This window comes from Microvirga brassicacearum, assembly GCF_008757455.1.
Taxonomy (GTDB): Bacteria; Pseudomonadota; Alphaproteobacteria; order Rhizobiales; family Beijerinckiaceae; genus Microvirga; species Microvirga brassicacearum.
In genome coordinates this window covers 201,854-220,577 of the sequence record NZ_VCMV01000002.1, presented here as the reverse complement: position 1 = coordinate 220,577, position 18,724 = coordinate 201,854, and the positions used below count along the sequence as shown (strand labels likewise).

14 protein-coding genes are annotated in these 18,724 nt (G+C 63.6%); 4 read left to right on the top strand and 10 right to left on the bottom strand.

The annotated features are described in order from the left end of the window. A partial coding sequence (locus FEZ63_RS01575; RefSeq protein WP_150941879.1) for a cadherin repeat domain-containing protein occupies positions 1 to 844 on the bottom strand: 844 nt, incomplete at its 3' end. Positions 845 to 943: 99 nt separating this feature from the next. After that, on the bottom strand, positions 944 to 3,418 hold the full coding sequence (locus tag FEZ63_RS01570; RefSeq protein WP_150941878.1) for a hypothetical protein: 2,475 nt from the start codon (positions 3,416 to 3,418) through the stop codon (positions 944 to 946). 365 nt (positions 3,419 to 3,783) lie between these two features. Between FEZ63_RS01570 and lexA the strand changes: the two genes are divergently transcribed. Further along, positions 3,784 to 4,488 carry a transcriptional repressor LexA gene (gene lexA, locus FEZ63_RS01565; protein WP_150941877.1) on the top strand — a complete coding sequence of 235 codons (705 nt, stop codon included), beginning with the start codon at positions 3,784 to 3,786 and terminating at the stop codon, positions 4,486 to 4,488. On the opposite strand, the gene FEZ63_RS01560 is transcribed toward lexA, so the two are convergent. Then, positions 4,466 to 6,778, bottom strand: coding sequence for a ComEC/Rec2 family competence protein (locus FEZ63_RS01560; RefSeq protein WP_201274056.1), 2,313 nt, complete (start codon positions 6,776 to 6,778; stop codon positions 4,466 to 4,468). The two genes, lexA and FEZ63_RS01560, sit on opposite strands and share 23 nt — an antisense overlap. 127 nt (positions 6,779 to 6,905) lie before the next feature. Between FEZ63_RS01560 and gltX the strand changes: the two genes are divergently transcribed. From gltX to FEZ63_RS01545, 3 genes are all read left to right on the top strand, one after another. Further along, positions 6,906 to 8,333 carry a glutamate--tRNA ligase gene (gene gltX / locus FEZ63_RS01555; protein WP_150941876.1) on the top strand — a complete coding sequence of 476 codons (1,428 nt, stop codon included), beginning with the start codon at positions 6,906 to 6,908 and terminating at the stop codon, positions 8,331 to 8,333. Between the two features lie 175 nt (positions 8,334 to 8,508). Beyond that, entirely contained in the window at positions 8,509 to 9,801 is a 1,293-nt protein-coding gene (gltA, locus tag FEZ63_RS01550; protein ID WP_150941875.1) for a citrate synthase, read from the top strand. Positions 9,802 to 9,990: 189 nt separating this feature from the next. Next, a complete protein-coding gene (locus FEZ63_RS01545) occupies positions 9,991 to 10,278 on the top strand; it encodes a GIY-YIG nuclease family protein (protein ID WP_150941874.1) in 288 nt (95 codons plus the stop codon). Between the two features lie 98 nt (positions 10,279 to 10,376). Here FEZ63_RS01545 and lpxB read toward each other — a convergent pair whose 3' ends face one another. The 7 genes from lpxB to rseP form a co-directional block, all read right to left on the bottom strand. Then, positions 10,377 to 11,579 (bottom strand): lipid-A-disaccharide synthase, encoded by a 1,203-nt coding sequence (gene lpxB, locus FEZ63_RS01540; protein WP_150941873.1) that lies wholly within the window; start codon positions 11,577 to 11,579, stop codon positions 10,377 to 10,379. Next, entirely contained in the window at positions 11,569 to 12,465 is an 897-nt protein-coding gene (locus FEZ63_RS01535; protein ID WP_150941872.1) for an LpxI family protein, read from the bottom strand. The genes lpxB and FEZ63_RS01535 overlap by 11 nt, the downstream gene beginning before the upstream one ends. After that, positions 12,465 to 13,271, bottom strand: coding sequence for an acyl-ACP--UDP-N-acetylglucosamine O-acyltransferase (gene lpxA / locus FEZ63_RS01530; protein WP_150941871.1), 807 nt, complete (start codon positions 13,269 to 13,271; stop codon positions 12,465 to 12,467). The genes FEZ63_RS01535 and lpxA overlap by 1 nt, the downstream gene beginning before the upstream one ends. After that, positions 13,271 to 13,735 carry a 3-hydroxyacyl-ACP dehydratase FabZ gene (fabZ, locus tag FEZ63_RS01525; protein WP_150941870.1) on the bottom strand — a complete coding sequence of 155 codons (465 nt, stop codon included), beginning with the start codon at positions 13,733 to 13,735 and terminating at the stop codon, positions 13,271 to 13,273. Before fabZ ends, lpxA begins: the two co-directional genes overlap by 1 nt. Positions 13,736 to 13,765: 30 nt before the next feature. Further along, positions 13,766 to 14,845 (bottom strand): UDP-3-O-(3-hydroxymyristoyl)glucosamine N-acyltransferase, encoded by a 1,080-nt coding sequence (gene lpxD / locus FEZ63_RS01520; protein WP_150941869.1) that lies wholly within the window; start codon positions 14,843 to 14,845, stop codon positions 13,766 to 13,768. A gap of 131 nt (positions 14,846 to 14,976) precedes the next feature. Next, positions 14,977 to 17,388: an outer membrane protein assembly factor BamA gene (gene bamA, locus FEZ63_RS01515; RefSeq protein ID WP_150941868.1), complete on the bottom strand. Its 2,412-nt coding sequence runs from the start codon at positions 17,386 to 17,388 to the stop codon at positions 14,977 to 14,979. A 164-nt stretch (positions 17,389 to 17,552) separates the two neighbouring features. Further along, positions 17,553 to 18,716, bottom strand: coding sequence for an RIP metalloprotease RseP (gene rseP / locus FEZ63_RS01510; RefSeq protein ID WP_150941867.1), 1,164 nt, complete (start codon positions 18,714 to 18,716; stop codon positions 17,553 to 17,555). Between the last annotated feature and the right edge of the window lie 8 nt (positions 18,717 to 18,724).

The window sequence follows — 18,724 nt, the reverse complement described above, 5'->3', positions numbered from 1 at the left end:
TGTTCGGATCGGTCGCGCTCAGGTTGCCGACCGCAACATCATTCGCGGTGTTCTCGTTGATCGCGCTCGCAGACAGGCCAATATCCGTCGGCGCCTGGTTTGTCGGTGCTGCGCCGGGCGTGACATAAACTTTGAAGATTTTTTCTTCAAGCAGGAGAACCCCGGGTGTGGGACCGCCGGCATCGGTCACCCGCACCTTGACTTCGTAGTACTTGCCGCCGCCGTCGGACAGCAAGTCGGACGCGTTGTAGTTGAGGGGAGTCGCGAGGACGACTTTCGTGCCGGTGGCGTCGAGCTTGAACCGGTTGCCGGGATTGCCCGTAATCGAATAGGTCAGGGTGTCGCCATAACCGAGCTCGGCATCCTCGTCCGTCGCGGTCAGATTGCCCACGAGGGTGTTCGCGGCCAAATTTTCGGCGACCGACAGAGCGGTTCCGCCGGTCGCATTTTTTAGCGCGAGATCGGTCGGTGCGTCGTTGACGTCGTTGACATAGACGCCGAACTGACCCGATTGCGATCCGGTCGTGCCCGTGGGCGGCGTGCCGATGATCGACATCGAGTAGATGCCGGACGTCTCGAAATTGAACAGGCTCGAGCCGTCATCCGCCTTCGCAGCCTTCACGAAGATCTGGTTGCCGACGATATAAAACCGGCCATCGCCGTCGCCGTCGAATCCGGGAGCGTAGTTGAATGCATAAGACCACCCTGGCTGGGCGTTGGAAATCGTCCCGATCAGAACGTCTTTTGCCACATTCTCGTCGAACACCACGTTGAATCGCGGATCTTCCTGGTACTGCGTTCCGGTGGAGCCGGCGACGATTTCGAGTGTAAAAGGAACTGCCATTCTGGCCCCCAGATTATAACTGAATAGGTTTGCTGCGCCGCGCGGCGGCAGCCTTTAGAGTAAGAAGCAGGCGATTGCCGCCCTGCTCTGCTCGTTCGGTTAGATGATGAAAAACTGCGCCGCGCTCAGCGCCGGTTTGGTGTTCAGGATAGCGATCTGAACCGCGGCATGGTTCGTGGTGCCATTACCGGCACCATCGAGATCGTAGTAGAGCGCGCCCGTGGTCGTGTTGTAGATGATACGGTGATCGGCGGTGCTGCCCGCCTGCACGTCGGCGCCCGCGTGGAACGCAGCTTGAGTCAGCGCAAGAGGATTTGCCGGCGTTCCGCCACTTCCAAGTCGAATGAACACCGCGTTGTCGAGGTAGATCTTGTCGTCGGGCACGCTGAAATCCGTGATCGTGTCGATGTTCGTGCGCGCGTTGGCCGCCGTGTCGAAAACGAAGATGTCGTCTCCTCCCCCGCCGGTAAGGATATCCTTGCCGCCACCGCCATGGAGCCGGTCGTTGCCCCCATTGCCCTTCAGTTGATCGTTGCCCGATCCCGCCTTGATGGTGTCGGCGCCGCTCGTGCCGTTGACGATTTCCACACCCACGTTCCGGACATCGACGATGATGGTCTTCTCGACACTCGCACCGCCCAGATCCACGGCCCTCACTTTGAGGTCGAACGTGCGCTGCTGCTCGAAATCGATCCGGACGCCGTCCTTGACGGTCACGAGCCATTGGCCGTTGACCTGTGCGATACCGAAGCGCCCGCCGCCATCTTGCACTATACCGTTCTCGGTCACGAACGCGTAAGTGAACGTCTCGCCGGCATCGCTGTCCACGGCGCTCAGGACGCCGACGCCGGACGTATTTGCCGCGAACTCTTTCACCGTCCTCTCGGAGAGCAGGATATCTGTCGGCGCATTGCTGCCGATGCCATCGCGCGCGCTGACCGTGACGGATGCGTTGCTGACGACGCCGACCGCATCGCGGATCGTGATCGTGAAACCGGTCCTCTCGACCGCGCCCGGCGCACCGCTGCGATCGGTCGGGACGAAGATCAGGCTTTGCAAAGCCGTCTGAACTTCCGCAACCGTGCCTTCGAGACGGTAGTATCCACCGGTCCGGCTGTAGCTTCCTCCCAGAGCGCCCTCCAGATGTCCGTGCGCCGGGTTGTCGAGTTTCACCAGGAGTGAAACGCTCTCTCCATTCGGTTCGCTGACAGTAGCGTCGGGAAACAGGCGAACGGTTTCGGTGTCCAGGATCGTGTAGTGGCTCGCCGTGACGTTGAGCACAGGATCGTTGGCGGGGTCGGATACCTTGATCGCATAGGCTCCGCCTGACTCGACATCGTAGATATCCGCGAGGCTGATGGTGAACATCAGATCTCGGGCGAAGTCCGGCAGGTCGGCACCGGTGAAGGTTATCGCATGGAACAGCGTCTGGACCCGCTCAGCGGTCGCGTTCCCGTTGAAGTCGATGGCGAGGCCGTCTTCGGTCGTGCCATCATGCGTGATGGTGCCGATCTCGATTCCGCCCACCCGGATAACGCCGCCAACCACGACCCCGTCGGGAAGCCCGATGCCTGCGTACTCCGCCGAAATGCCGAACCGGCCCTCGTAGGGCCCGACAAGTCGAAACGCGAGCGAGCCCAGGAGACTGTCGTCCGACAGGATTGCGCTTCCGGTCGGGTCGATGAACGTGCTCTCGCCTCGCTTTGCGGCCACGGCTTGCGCGCCGAAAGACGCGAGGACCGGCGCGCGATTGGTATGAACCCCGCTGTCGTCGGAAATCGAGCTGATCCCCTTGCTGAAAAGGATATGGCGTTCTTCAGCGGTGAAACTCTGCCCCGTCAGGACCACGCCGTTGTGAAATTCATCGCGCGAATCCGCCTCCAGCAGCATCGCGAGACTTTTGTCTGTCGTCTGGACGATGCTGTTCCTTAGATAAAATCGCTCGGCGCCCAGGAATGTCTTTCCTGCGAGGTTGAAGACGCCGTCCACAAATAGAAGGTAGTCCGACTGGCCGCTGCCGAGGTCGATATATTCGACGTCGCGCAATGTCGGGACGTCGACCGCAAGGCTGTTGCCCTGGCCGGTTCCGAGTTCGAAAACGATCCGCTCGATTCCCTCGAACTTTGCCGCGGCCGCAAGATTTACGTGGCCATAGCCGCCCTTGACCAGCAATGTGTCGATGCCGAGTCCCCCGACGAGTTCGTCACCCTCGCTGAGCTTGGAAAGGTCGATCTCGCCCGCGATGAAGGTGTCGTCCCTGATGGAGCCGTAGCAAAGGTCGATCCCGGACGAGAGAAGGAATGTGTTTCCCGGTGCAAGGTCAGCGATGCCCTCTTGCCGCATGGCCGTCGAGGAGCCGCTTTCGACGACGGGCGAGGCGAATGCGTCCGCGGGCGGCGCCTCGGCGAACCTCACGCTCACACTTTCGAACGCCCGCAGGATCCCACCTGGACTGACCGTTCCGAACGAATAGTCGGTCGAAATCTCCGTAAGCTTGAAGGATTCAAGAGATGGACGGGCCAGTACCGTAATAGCACCGTTGTTTTCGCTCTGCGTCGTCGTATTATTCGTCATATCTGCCTCGCAAGGACTAGTTCCCCGCAGCTCTCGAGATCACCGACCCGTCTGATTTCGTATTGAGAGACATGTCCGTCGCCAACGTCGTTATCTGCAGGGCCGGTCCGATCAATTCCATGAAATTTCGAGCAGAACGACTTGGAATGAACTGCCGAATTGCATTAAACTGAGCGAACATTCCGGTTTTAACTCCAGTTTTTCAGCACAACACCCTGCGTTTACCTAGGGAAGTGCCGGGCTGATGATCGCCGTCACTTGCCTGCTGCCGAGCTTGGCCATGGGCTTGCGGAACACAGCAAGAACAGTTACCTTGTTCCTGCTTTGTTTCAGAATCGCTCCACCAGGGGCAGTAAAGGCCAGCCATGCTGACGCGAAAACAGCACGAACTGCTCCGTTTCATCCATGAACGCCTGCGCGAATCCGGCGTGCCGCCGTCGTTCGACGAGATGAAGGATGCGCTGGATCTCAAATCGAAATCCGGCATCCATCGGTTGATCACAGCGCTGGAAGAGCGCGGCTTCATTCGTCGCCTGCCCAATCGGGCGCGGGCGCTGGAGGTCATTCGGCTGCCCGAAACCGTCGGTGGCGCAGCCGGACAAAAGCGCTTCACGCCGAGCGTGGTCGAAGGTGGCCTTGCCAACCGGACGAAGGCCGCGCCGCCGCCGGCCGAGGAACGCGGCAGCCGCGAGACCGCGATCCCCGTCATGGGCCGGATCGCCGCCGGCACGCCGATCTCGGCGATTCAGAACCGCTCTCATTCGATCACCCTGTCGAACGATTTCCTGAGCCAGGGCGAGCATTACGCCCTGGAGGTCCGCGGGGATTCAATGGTCGAGGCGGGGATCCTCGATGGCGATCTCGTGGTCATCCGCCGGCAGGACAACGCCAATACGGGGGACATCATTGTGGCTTTGATCGACGAGGAGGAGGCAACCTTGAAGCGCTTCCGCCGCCGCGGCTCCTCGATCGCCCTCGAGGCCGCAAACCAGGCCTACGAGACCCGCGTTCTGGGGCCTGACCGGGTCAAGATTCAAGGCAAGCTCGTCAGCCTGGTCCGTCGCTACTGAAATCGTCATGCGACGGGTCTGGCTCGGGCCGGTCGTCCTCCGGGATATCCTGTTCGGGAACGGCTCTTGCGGGTCTTGCCGCGGGAACGGGCGGACGCGTCGCAGCAGTTGTGCGCGCGACGGTCTCGTCGCCTTTGCGCACGGAGCGGATTTCGATGCTGTCCGCGCCCAAACGGATCGTGGTCGCGCCGCGCACCGCGAGTGCCTCCCGATCAAGGACAAGAAGCGCCGCGCAGGGCAGCGTCGGCGCCTTCAAACGCGTGATGATGATCTCGGCGCGCCGGCAATCCTCCTCGAAGGCTGAGGCTTTCTGCACGAAGGCGATGTTGCGGCGATCGACGCTCTCGACCACGCAGCCCTCCGGGTCGCAACGGGCGCCGTCCTTCGCAGACGCAGCGGCGGAATTCACATCTGCCGCATCGCGCCCGTCGCCATCGGCGCGCAGCCATTGCTCGGCGACGAAAGCTGATGTCTTTCCAACGAATGTCAGCCGGCCGGCGGCGTTCCTGATTGCAGCGCCCTGCCCGTCCCGGTCGACATAGATGTCCGGGCGGGCCGGCGCAGCGGCCAATGCGAGGCCCGCCAATGCCGGCACCACCGCGAGCCATCGCAGCGCGGAGGCGAAAATGGCCGCCACCAGAAGGGCGAGGCTGAACAAGGCCAACGCCCCCAGGCCCAAGGCCGGGATCACCACGCTCGATCCGCCAAAACCGCCGACCCATCCCGAGACGTCGAGCACCTGCGAGACGGCGGCGCCCATCATCTGCCAGACCGGTCGATCGAGGCCGAAGGGATATGTCAGCACCCCGAGCACCGCCGACGGCATGACGACCAGCGAGACGAGCGGCAGCGCCAGAGCGTTGCCGACGAGGCCGTAGGGATTGAGCGTCTGGAAGTGATAGGCGGCGAAGGGCGCCGTCGCGATGCTGGCGACCAGGGTCGTGGTCACGAGCCCCACCGCATGCCGCCCCAGCCAGCGCAGGGCGGTTTCCAGCCGGCCGTTCGAGCGCCCCTCGAACCGGCCCCATTGCAGAAGCGGCACGAAAGCCGCGAGCGCCGCCACGGCCCCAAACGACATCTGGAAACTGGGACCAAGCAGCGCCTCCGGCTCGCGGGCGAGCACGACGATGGCGGCGATGGCAAGGTTCCGGACGCTTAGCGCGGGCCGGTCCACCAGCACCGCGCCGAACATCACCAGCGTCATGATCAGCGATCGAATGGTCGCCACATCGGCGCCGGAAAAGACGCAATAGCCCGTCGCGCCGGCCATCGCCGTGACGGCCGCCATTTTCTTCACCGGCCACATCAGGGCGAGCGTCGGCACGAGGCTCAACAGGGCGCGCGCCAGCCAGAAGAAAGTGCCTGCGGCCAAAACCATGTGGAGACCGGAAATCGACACGATGTGGTAGATGCCGGCCGCGCGCAGCACGTCGTTCGTCGCCTCTGGAATGAGACCGCGCTTGCCGGTCACGAGCGCAGCGCCGACCCCGCCCGCGGGCCCTTCGATGGCGGCGGCAATGCGTTGGGTCAGGATGTTGCGCGCCTCGTCCACAGCGGCCGCAAGGCGCAGCCGCCATGGCGGCGGTGCAGGCGGATCGAGCGTCTTGACCGGTCCCAGGATCGAGCCGACCGCCCCGACCCCCCGGTAATAGGCATCGCGGCCAAAATCGTAGCCGCCGGGCCAGGCCGGCTGCGGCGGCGGCAGCAGGCGCGCCTGGGCGCTGATGAACTGGCCTGCGACCAGCCCCTCGCCTTTTCGCAGCGTCACCCGCACGCGCCGCGGCCGGTCGACTTCGCTCGTCCCTTTCAGGTCCACCAGCCGCAGGAGGAGACGCTTGCCCGCAGGCCGATCCTCGACCGCCTCGATGAACCCTGACATCGGCGCGATGACGATCCGGCTCAGGACCGGTGCCTCGACCGCGCGGGATCGAAGCGCCCCTGCGGCAAAGCCTGCGAACACCATGGCCGCTCCGACGCAAACGGCAAGGGCCGCAGGGCGGCTCCGAAAGGCCGCGGCGAAACCCGCGAAGAGCGCGAGGCCCGACAAGGGCGCCCAGAGCGCCGGCCTGCCTTCAGCCTGGAAGAACAGCAGGATTCCGGCGCCGAAACAGACCGCAAGCCAGGGGAAAAGCCGCCGCTGATCGATCTCGCGCGAGGCCCCCCGCGACAGCCAGCCTTGCCAATCGGCGAGACCGAATTCGATGGCCGGTTGCCACCGTCGCGGCAAGGCGACAGCCCGCGCAATCAGACGCGGCTTCGGCCCATTCTGGCGATTGTCAGGCAGATGCATCGGTTCGGCTTAACGTCCGGCGGGTTTACATGGTAGACGACGGTCGATTGCGGCGAACCCTCCATATGGAGGTCTCGAATCGAACGAGTTCCGTCGCCCCCGTTCTTTCCTGCCAAGGTTCTGTCCGATGAGTGTCATCACCCGCTTCGCCCCGTCTCCCACCGGTTTCCTGCATATCGGCGGCGCGCGCACGGCTCTGTTCAATTGGCTCTACACCAAGCGGCATGGCGGCAAGATGCTGCTGCGGATCGAGGATACCGATCGTGAGCGCTCGACCGAACCGGCCATCAAGGCGATCCTCGAAGGCCTGACCTGGCTTGGCCTCGATTGGGATGGCGACGTCGTCTACCAGTTCTCCCGCGCCGCCCGCCACAAGGAGGTCGCCGAATCCCTGCTCGCCAACGGCCGCGCCTATTATTGCTATGCGAGCCAGGACGAGCTTGAGGCCATGCGGGCGGAAGCCCGCCGGGACGGCAAGGCCATGCGCTACGACGGCCGCTGGCGCGATCGCGACCCGTCCGAGGCGCCTGCGGGCGTGAAGCCGGTCATCCGCCTGAAGGCGCCGCAGGAAGGCGAGACCGTCGTTGAGGATGCGGTGCAGGGCCGTGTCGTCTGGCAGAACAAGGATCTCGACGATCTGGTGCTTCTGCGCTCGGACGGCACGCCGACCTACATGCTCGCCGTCGTCGTCGACGATCATGACATGGACATCACCCACATCATCCGCGGCGACGACCACCTGACCAACGGCGCGCGGCAGACCCAGATCTATCAGGCCCTTGATTGGCCGGTGCCGAGCATGTCGCACATTCCGCTCATCCATGGTCCGGACGGCTCGAAGCTTTCCAAGCGCCATGGGGCGCTGGGGGTCGAGGCCTATCGCAGCATGGGCTATCTGCCGGTGGCGTTGCGGAACTATCTCGTGCGTCTCGGCTGGAGCCACGGCGATCAGGAATTCTTCACGACCGAGGAGATGATCGAGGCGTTCGATCTCGGCAGCATCGGCCGCTCCCCGGCGCGTTTCGACTTCGTGAAGCTCGAGAACATCAATGGCCATTACATGCGTCAGACCGGCGATGATGAACTCGTCGGTGCGATCGAGGGCCTGCTGCCGGAAATCGGCGCCGAGCGCGGATTGGGCGACGCTTTCACCCCTGCCCTGCGCGCAAAGCTCGTCGCCGCCATGCCGGGTCTGAAGGAGCGCGCCAAGAACCTCGTGGAACTGCTCGACAGTGCCTATTACCTCTACGCCCAGCGCCCGCTGAAGCTCGACGAAAAGGCCGCCAGCCTGCTCGGTGAGGGCCGCGCCCGGCTTGCCGGAATCGTCGAGAAGCTGGAGGCGGTGTCGGACTGGAAGCCTGAGAACGTCGAGGCCGTCGTGCGCCAGCACGCGGAGGCGCTCGGGGCGAAGCTTGGACAGGTGGCGCAGCCCTTGCGGGCGGCCCTCACCGGACGTGCGACCTCGCCCGGCCTCTTCGATGTCATGGCTGTTCTCGGTCGTGACGAAACCCTGTCACGGCTTCGCGATCAACTGAGCGCTGCACCGGCTGCATAGCCCGGCGCAGCGCCCTCAGACGTGCTTGCTCCGTCCGGACGGATAAGCTACCCACACGACCATAAAGTTCCCCCGACCGGCCAACCTCGGTACGGACCTCGGCACGGAGACACCTTCTCCAGACACGCGGCTGCACTAGGTAATGCCCGGCCTCCTGTTGAAAGGGCGAAGACGCATGAGCGCGAATTCTGTAACGCTGAATGTCGAGGACAAGAACGTCGAACTGGCGGTGAAAAACGGCACCATCGGCCCGAGTGTCATCGACATCTCCAAGCTCTACGCCCAGACGGGTTCCTTCACGTACGATCCGGGTTTCACCTCGACCGCGAGTTGCGAGTCGAAGATCACCTATATCGACGGCGACAAGGGTGTGCTGCTCTATCGCGGCTACCCGATCGAGCAGCTCGCCGAACACGGCGATTTCCTCGAGACCTGCTATCTGCTGCTCTACGGCGAGCTGCCGACCGCAGCCCAGAAGGCCGATTTCGATTACCGCGTCACGCGCCACACCATGGTGCATGACCAGATGAACCGCTTCTTCCAGGGCTTCCGCCGCGACGCACACCCGATGGCCATCATGGTGGCGTCGGTGGGGGCGCTGTCGGCCTTCTATCACGACTCGACCGACATCTCGGATCCGCAGCAGCGCATGATCGCTTCCATGCGCATGATCGCCAAGATGCCGACGCTGGCCGCCATGGCCTACAAGTATTCGGTCGGCCAGCCTTTCGTGTATCCGCAGAACGACCTCGACTACACGTCGAACTTCCTGCGCATGTGCTTTGCCGTCCCGTGCGAGGAATACAAGGTCAATCCGGTGCTTTCCCGCGCGCTTGATCGCATCTTCATCCTGCATGCGGATCACGAGCAGAACGCCTCGACCTCGACCGTGCGTCTGGCCGGCTCCTCGGGCGCCAATCCGTTCGCGTGCATCGCTGCCGGCATCGCCTGCCTGTGGGGCCCTGCTCATGGCGGCGCCAACGAGGCGGCGCTGAAGATGCTGGAGGAAATCGGCACGCCCGACCGCATCCCGCAATACATCGCCAAGGCGAAGGACAAGAACGATCCGTTCCGCCTCATGGGATTCGGCCACCGGGTCTACAAGAACTACGATCCGCGCGCGCGCATCATGCAGAAGACCACGCATGAAGTACTGAACGAACTCGGCATCAAGGACGATCCGCTGCTCGACGTCGCGATCGAACTCGAACAGATCGCTCTCAAGGACGAGTATTTCCTCGAGAAGAAGCTCTATCCGAACATCGATTTCTATTCGGGCATCACGCTGAAGGCCATGGGCTTCCCGACCTCGATGTTCACGGTGCTGTTCGCGCTCGCCCGCACGGTCGGCTGGATCGCCCAGTGGAGCGAGATGATCGAGGACCCGTCGCAGCGCATCGGTCGTCCGCGCCAGCTCTATGTGGGCTCGCCCCCCCGCGACTACGCGACGGTCGCATCGCGCGGATAACTGAATGTCCGTCATTCCGGGTCCGCGAAAGCGGAGCCCGGAACCCAGACGCGCTGACAAGGTCGAGTGAACGCAAGGGTTGGCGCTCCTCTTGATCCCTTCGGTGTTGATGGATTCCGGGCTCTCGCGGCGCTCGCCCCGGAACGACAGAGGGCTTGCGTGCGATAGGGCTATGAAACACTATACCGCATGGTTTATTGTGTTTATCTGCTCGCCAGCCGCCGCCACGGCACGCTCTATCTTGGCGTGACGAATGATCTGTCCCGTCGTGTCGGCGAACACAAAGCGAAGATCATACCCGGCTTCTCCGCTCGATACGACGTGCATCGGCTCGTCTGGTACGAGACCTATGAGAGAATTGACGAGGCGATCACACGCGAGAAGAGCCTCAAGAAATGGCGCCGCGATTGGAAAATTCGTCTCATCGAAGACATCAATCCCGATTGGTCGGACCTTTATCTGACCCTGAACCGCTGAATATCCGGGTCCGCGAAAGCGGAGCCCGGAACCCAGACGCGCTGACAAGGCCGAGTGAAGCGCTGAAGGCCGTGAAGCTCGTCCGGACGCCGCAATGCTTATAGGTTCCGGGCTCTCGCTGCGCTCGCCCCGGAATGACGGTGGAGGGTTTCGATGACGGTCCGCGCCGCGCGCTCGCTCGGTTGTTCGTCACCGAGCCGCATCAGATCGTCGAGCCTGCGGAAAGCCTCTTCCTGTCGTCGCCGCTCCGGAGTGTCGGAAAGCAGCGGCAGCAGCGCCTCTGCGAGTTTGTCGGGGGTGCAATCCCACTGGATGAATTCGGGAATGACGTTCTCGCCCAGCACGAGGTTGGTCAGGACGATGGAATGGGCCTTGATCAGATATTTCAGGATCTCTTCGATCTTCGAGACCCGGTAGGCGACGATCATCGGAACGCCGGACAGGCCAAGCTCCAGCGTCACCGTCCCGGATGCGGCGAGCGCCGCATCGGCCCTGCGAAAAGCCGCCCATTTCGCCGCCTCGTCCTGGACGATCGTCGGCTTTAAGCTCCAGCTCTCGGCGCGGCGCGCGATCTCGTCGGCAAGATGCGGCACGGCCGGGATCGTGACGTCGAAGGCGCGTGCTGAAGCCTGCTGCAGCAACGCCAGAGCCTCGCCGAACGGCGCCATCAGCCGGCTCACCTCGGAGCGACGACTGCCGGGGAGAACGAGGAGCCGGAGAGGTTCGCCGTCGGACGTTCCCCGCTCGCCCTTTGCGGGCCTGATCTCGCCAAGCCGCTCAATCAGCGGGTGCCCCACATAGGTGGTCGACGGACCGCCAAGCCGCTTATGCGCCTCCGGCTCGAACGGCAGCAGCGCGAGCAGGTGATCCACATAGGCGCGCATCGTCCGCGCCCGTCCCGGACGCCAGGCCCAGACCGACGGGCTGACGTAATCGACGATGGGAATGTCCGGGGCGCGCTTGCGCACAGCCTTCGCCACGCGATGGGTGAAATCGGGGCTGTCGATGATGATCAGCATGTCGGGTTTGGCCGCTACCACCGCGTCGACGCTCTGCCGGATCCGGCGAAGAATCGTCGGCAACCGATTGATAACGGCCGAGAAACCCATGACGGCGATATCTTCGAGCGGAAACAGGCTGTCGAGGCCTTCCTGCGCCATGGCGTGACCGCCGACCCCGCCGAAGCGCAAGCGCGCCCCGTTCTGTTGCGCCTTCAGCGCGCGCATCAGCTTCGCGCCGAGTTGGTCGCCGGATTCCTCGCCTGCGACAATCCAGATCGTCAGCGCCGCGTCACTCGCCATCGGTCCGGTCCATCCACGGCAATTCGACCGCGATCAGAAACAGCCCGAGCCGGTCGGCGAGCGCGAGGGTCTTGTCTTGGTCGAGCACCAAAGTCGAGCCGGCACCCACCGCGATGCCGGAGAGGCCGGCGCGCGCCGCCTCCCGAACCGTCCGCGGGCCGATCGCCGGCATGTCGACGCGCAGATCCTGCCCGCGTTTGGCCGCCTTGATGAGAACGCCGCCCTCCTTGTGCTTGCGGAACCCGAAAAGCGATTGCCGCATCGCCGAGACCCGGCCGAGCATCCGGTCGGTCCCCTCCGGCCCCTCCACCGCCAGCACATGCTCGCGCGCGACAATGGCCGCCTGCCCGATATCGAAAGCCGACAGTGATCCAAGCAGATCGAGCCCAACGGCGACCGCCTGCTGATCCTCGGGACTTGGCGCATGCGCCCCCGTCATGGAAACGGGCACGACGAGGCCGGGCGCGAGTTCGTGCGCGCCCACCACCTTGTAGCCACGCTCTTCGAGCAGCATCACGGCCCCGCGCAGGACCTGATCGTCGCCCCGTGCGATGACGTCGCGGACCTCCTGCCGATTGCGCAGGAGCGAATAGGCCCCGAGCAGCGCGGAGAAGCCCGGGCGGCGCACGGCCCCCACCAGCGCGACTGCGCGCGGCTGCCATTCCTCGAGGCGTTGCATGATGGATTTGAGGTCGAGCAGATCGACCTTGGCGTCCGCGCGCCGGCGCAGCTCCGCCGACACGAATCCGCGAAACGCCAGCACGCGGCAATCCTGCCCTGTCCGCTCGAGATGATGCACGAGCTGGATCGGCAATTGGCCGGAACCGGCGAGAATCGCGACCGGGCCGGCGTTGCGGCCGCGCCCTTGCGCGGAGTCAGGCGACATCAGTTCGAGGCGACAGGATCTCGCGGCGTGCAAATCGCCCGGTCCTTGCCCTCGCGAATGAAATCGAGGATCTCGTGCACGAAGGGATGCATGGAGAACTCTCCCGCCACATCCTCGACCCGCTCCGACAATGTGCCTTCATCGGCAAAAAGCAGGCGATAGGCGCGGCGGATCTCGTGGATCTGCTCTCTGGTGAAGCCGCGGCGGCGCAAGCCGATGATGTTGAGGCCCGCCAGATGGGCTCGGTTGCCCATGGCCATGCCGTAGGGGATGAGATCGTTCTCCAGTCCGGTGAGGCCGCCGACGAACGCGTGGGAGCCGACGCGGGCAAACTGGATCACGGCGGCACCGCCGCCGAAGATCACGAAATCGCCGACCGTCACGTGGCCCGCCAGCATCACGTTGTTCGACAGGATCACGTCGTTTCCAACGCGCGTGTCGTGGCCCACATGGGAATTGGCAAGGAATGCGCAGCGATCCCCGATCACGGTCTTCAGGCCGCCGCCCTCCGTGCCCGGATTCATGGTGACGCCTTCACGCAAGGTGCAATCGGCCCCGATGGTGAGCGTGGATGGCTCGCCGCGATATTTCAGGTCCTGCGGGATATGCCCGATGGACGCGAAGGGAAAGATGCGCGTGCGGGCGCCGATCGTGGTTTTCCCCGCGACGGCCACATGACTGACCAGCTCGCAGCCCTCGCCGAGTTCGACCTCGGGGCCGACCATGCAGAACGGGCCGATCTTCGAGCCCGCGCCGATTTTCGCGCCGTCTTCGACGATGGCGGTCTTGTGAATGAATGTGTCCATCAATCCATTACCAGCATGGCGCTAACTTCCGCTTCGCAGACCAGCACGCCGTCAACCTTCGCTTCGCCCTTGTACCACCACATGTTGCGGCGGTTGTTGAGCTTGCGCATGTGATATTCCACCCGATCGCCCGGCTCCACGGGCTTGCGGAACTTCACCTTATCGATGGTCATGAAGAAGACCTGCTTGGGCTTGGCCTGCTCGGCGATCTTCGACGCGACGCAGATGGCGCCGGCCGTCTGCGCCATGCCCTCTATGAGGTAGACGCCCGGAAAGATCGGCCGCGTCGGAAAGTGGCCGGTGAATTGCGGCTCGTTATAGGTGACGTTCTTGATGCCGATGCAGGACCGGTCGCCGTCGATCTCGATGATCCTGTCGACGAGAAGAAACGGATACCGATGGGGCAGCAGCTCAAGAATCTGCATGATATCGGCGGTCTGAAGCGTGGTTGGCGCTTCGCTCATGTCATCGTCTCCGGATAGTGCAAGATGTCTTCACGGATCCGAAGACATGCCGTCATGGCTGGCGGCATCGCCGGAATCGGCTTTCGATGCAAGTTTTTTCAGCGCGTTCATCTCGCGGAACCATTCCCGCATGGGCCGGGCAGGAATACCGCCCCATTTGGCGCCCGCCGGCACATCGCCGTTGACGCCGCTGGTGGCGGCGATCTGGGCGCCCATGCCGATGCGTAAGTGTCCGTTGACCGCCACCTGTCCGCCGATCGCCACATAATCCTCGACCGTCGTGGAACCGGCGATGCCGACTTGCGCGACGATCACGCAATGGCGACCGATCACGACATTGTGGGCAATCTGGACGAGGTTGTCGATCTTGGTGCCCTCGCCGATCACCGTATCACGGCTCGCGCCGCGATCGACTGTGCTGTTGGCGCCGATCTCCACGTCGTCCTGAATGATCACCCGCCCCACCTGCGGCACCTTGAGGTGCCCTTGCGGCCCCATGGCGAAGCCGAAACCGTCCTGCCCGATGCGCACGCCGGGATGAAGGATCACGCGGTTGCCGAGGAATGCGTGAGACACGGTGACGTTGGGGCCGATCGAGCAATCGCGGCCGATCTTGACCTTCGCGCCGATCACCGCATGCGAACCGACCAGCGTGCCGGCGCCGATTTCGGCCCCGGGTCCGATGACAGCCCCGGGATCGACCTTCACGCCGTGCTCGAGCCGGGCGGTCGGGTGGACGAAGGAGCCCGGTGACGTCCCGGTCGAGGCAAAGGACGATTCAGGCCGCATGGCGGAGGGGAACAGAAGGGCCAGAACCTGTGCGAAAACGCGATAGGCTAACGGCGTGACGAGCGCGATGCTGCCCGGCGGGACCTTTGCGGCAAAACGCGGCGTGACGAGGACGGCGCCGGCCTGAGTGGCGCCGAGTGCGCGCCCGTAGGCGGCATTGTCCATATAGGCGAGATCGTTGGGACCTGCGCTTTCAAGGGGGCCGACGCCTTTGAGCAAAAACTCCCCGTCAGCGCCCTCGGGAAGCGCCGCATTCGCCATTTCGGCCACCTGACGCAGTGTGAGCGTTTGGGCCTGGGGGAAGAAACTTGTCTCAGTCATGACGAAAAAGCGAGGGCGCCGCTGGGGCGCCCTCTCCGTGCTGGAAGGTTTCGGTTCAGTGGAAGCCGGAGACATTGCGCTCCGAATTCCCCCTGCTGGCGCTTTCCGCGAACCCGGTTTCGCACCATGCCTTAGAAGCGCGAACCGCCGGTGAAGCGGAAAGCCTGCGTCCGGTCGCCGCCGATCTTCACACCGAGCGGCGTCATGACGCCTTCATCCTTCGAGAGAGCGAATGCGTAATCGAAGCGGATCGGGCCCAGCGGCGAGGTCCACAGGATCGAGGCGCCGACCGCCGAGCGGATCGTCTTGCTGTCGCGGACGAGGATACATTCCTGCGACACGATCGCGTTTGCCGTGCAGCCCGTCGGAGCGAAGCCTTCGATAATGCCATTGTTGTTCGTATCGAACCGGGTCGGGCCCTCATAGCCGAACAACGTACCGGCATCGGCGAAGACGGCACCCTTCAGCCCCAGCTCCCGGGGGAGACCCCAGATCGGGAACTGAACTTCGAGCGATCCACCGAAATAGGTCGTGCCACCGATGGCGTTGGCATTGGTGTCGTAGCTCGAGATGTCGCGCGGGCCGATGCCGTTGGTGGCAAAGCCGCGAACGAGCGACGGGCCGAGGAAGAACTGGTCGACGATGCGCAGATCGCCACCGCTCCCCGCCGTTCCCTTGTCGCCGCCGTCGAGCCCGTAGATCTGACCGCCCTGAACGCGGGCGATACCGACGATATCGTCCCAAAGCTCGCGGTAATAACGCGCGTCGCCGGTGGCGCGGAAGTAGCGGGAATCGCCGCCGAGGCCGGCAAAGTCCGTCTTCACGTCGGCATAGAAGCCGTTGCGCGGGTCCTTGGTGCTGTCGAGCGTGTTATAGTTGAAGGTCAGGCCCGCGAGCGAGGTCAGGGTGTCGCCCTGCGATTCCTTGATCGCCAGCGACGCCTCGCCGTTGCCTTCGCAGAAGAGGCGGTTCGGCAAGCCGGCGCCGGGGCTGCCGGGCGGGTTGAGCACGGTGTAGCCCGGGAGCGGTATCGAGCAGTCGTTATAGGGCTGCTTGAAATCGTTCGGGATCTCGAGATCCTGCTGATACAGCGAGTAACGCAGCGTCAGCGTGAATTCTTCGGTGAACGGCAGGCCGAGACGCAACTGACCACCGGTCATCCGGTTCTCATAGCGCGCGTACTGGGTCTGGTCGCTGAACTTCGAGAACAGGTCGATACCGGCCGCCATCCGATAGCCGAGGAAATACGGCTCGGTGAACGAGAAATCGACGCCGTTCGAGCGCTGGCCGAGCTGGCCGGCAACGCGGACGAACTGGCCACGACCGAGGAAGTTCGATTCGCTGACCGCGACCTCGCCGATGAAGCCGTCCGACGTCGAATAGCCGCCCGAGATCGAGAACGCGCCCGTCGATTGATCCTCGACATCCACATTGACCACCACGCGGTCGGGCGCCGAGCCCGGCTCGTTGGAGACGCGGACGTTCTTGAAGTAACCGAGGTTGTTGAGGCGTCGCTCGGCGCGGTCGATGAGCACCCGGTTGTAGGGGTCCCCTTCGCCGAGATCGAACTCACGACGGATGACGTAATCGCGGGTACGGCTGTTGCCGCGGACGTTGATCCGCTCGATGTAGACGCGCGGACCGTCTTCCACCACGTAGCCGAGGTTGATGGTCTGGGTCGCGGGATCGCGGGTTCCGACCGGGCGAACCTGTGCGAAGGCGTACCCCTTGCGCGCCGCATCGGCCGTCACGTCCTGCAGCGACTTCTGAACCTTGTCGGCACTGTAGACCGAACCGGCGGAAGTCGAGATGTTCCGGCGAACCACGTCCTCGCCCAATTCGGGAATGCGGGAATCCACCGTGACGGCGCCGACGCGATATTGCGGGCCCTCTTCGACCACGATGGTGATGACGTAGCCGCCGGCATTAGGATCGAACTGCACATCGTTGGAAACGATGCGGAAATCGGCATAGCCGTTCTTCAGGTAATAGCGGCGGACCAGCTCGAGATCGGCGGCAATCCGGTTCGGGTCGTAAACGTCGGTGCTCTTGAGGAAGCTGAGAATATTGGTCTCGGTGGTTCCCATGACGCCGCGCAGGCGGCTGGCCGAAATCTGATTGTTGCCGACGAAGCGAATTTCCTTGACGCCGGTCTTGTCGCCCTCGTTGACGCTGTAGACCACGTCCACCCGGCCGTTCGGCAGGTCGACGATGCGGGGAGTCACGGTCGCGAGACCACGACCCTGGCGGCGATAGATTTCGAGAATGCGCTGAACGTCCGCGTCCACTGTGGCCTGGTTGTAAGGACGGCGGGCCTGCATCTCGAGGCTGCCCTCGATCATCGCCTTCTCGACGCGCTTGTTGCCCTCGACCACAACGCGATTGATGATGGGCCCCTGCGAAACCGAGGCCCTGCGGCTGCCCTGGGTCGTCTGCTGCGCGAAAGCCGTCTCTGCGGCAGTCACTCCGGCGATCATCGCGCTGATGGCGACAATGGCGGTGGTGGCCGGCTTTTTCCGGCGTTTCGTGGTCGTCGACATCATCAACTGGCCCGTCTCTTTTATATTTGCCTAAGCGGGGCGCCCGACGGATCGGCGATGACTGAAGCCAATCCTATCGGTGCGGTCCGCTTGTACAAACTTTCGCCGTCATTGCAAACGGCGGATTACTCAACAGAGTAGCAATTTTAACGGGCGTTGCGTCTGTGTCACGTACCCTTGGCCATAAAACTCGCACCAAGGTGAACAATGTCATTCCAGGTGGCAAACAGCATGAGCATCGCCACCAGGGCGAAGCCGATTCGAAACCCTATTTCCTGGGCTTTTTCGCTCAAAGGACGGCCGCGGAGGGCTTCCACCGCATAGAAAAGCAGGTGGCCGCCATCGAGCAACGGAATGGGAAAAAGGTTAATAAGACCAATCGAAACCGACATGAATCCTATCAATCCGACGAGGCTGTAGACGCCGCCCACGTCAAATGCCGTTCCGGAAGCACGCGCAATGCCGATCGGTCCGGACAGTTGATCGGCCGATTCCTTGCCCACCACCAGCCGGCGCAGGAAGTTCATGGTCCGGTCGACGAGGTTCCAGGTTTCGACCGCGCCCGCCTTCAGGGCGCCCCACGGTGTGTAGGACAGCCGCTTGACCGCCGCGGGATCGCGTGAGGCTTCCACGCCGAGCAAGCCGATCCGCTGCTTCCCAAAGGGCGTGGTCCGCTCGGTGAAGTTCGGCGTCGCGTTCAAGGTGACGGTCTGCCCGGCCCGGTCCACCGTGAAGGCAAGCGACTCGCCCGCGCTCGAACTCACGAGCAGCTGCATGTCGGCGAAAGTCTCGATCCGCCTGCCGTCGATTTCAATGATCAGGTCCCTGGGCAGGAAGCCGGCCTTCTCGGCGGCGCTGCCGGGCTGGACCGCCTCGATGCGCGCCTCGATCACCTGACGACCGCTGAAATAGTTGAACCCGGCGAAGATCGCGATCGCCAGGATGAAATTGGCGATGGGCCCCGCCGCCACGATGGCGGCGCGCTTGGCGACACTTTGATGGGGAAAACTGACGGCGCGCTCGGCAGCCGTCATCCGGGGAAGCTGGCTTTGATCCGGCACGCTGGCGGCATTCAGGTCGCCCACGAACTTCACGTAGCCGCCGAGGGGAATCGCCGAGAGTTTCCAGCGGGTGCCGTGCCGGTCGGTCCAGCCGACCAATTCCTTGCCGAACCCGATCGAGAACGCCGTCACGCCGACGCCGCAAAGGCGTCCGACCCAGAAATGCCCGAACTCATGGATGAAGACGACGACGCTGAGGACGACAACGAACGCAATGAGAGTGAGAAAAACCGAACCTGTCGCCCCGGTCGCCGCTGCAAGCCAATCCATGGTCTTCC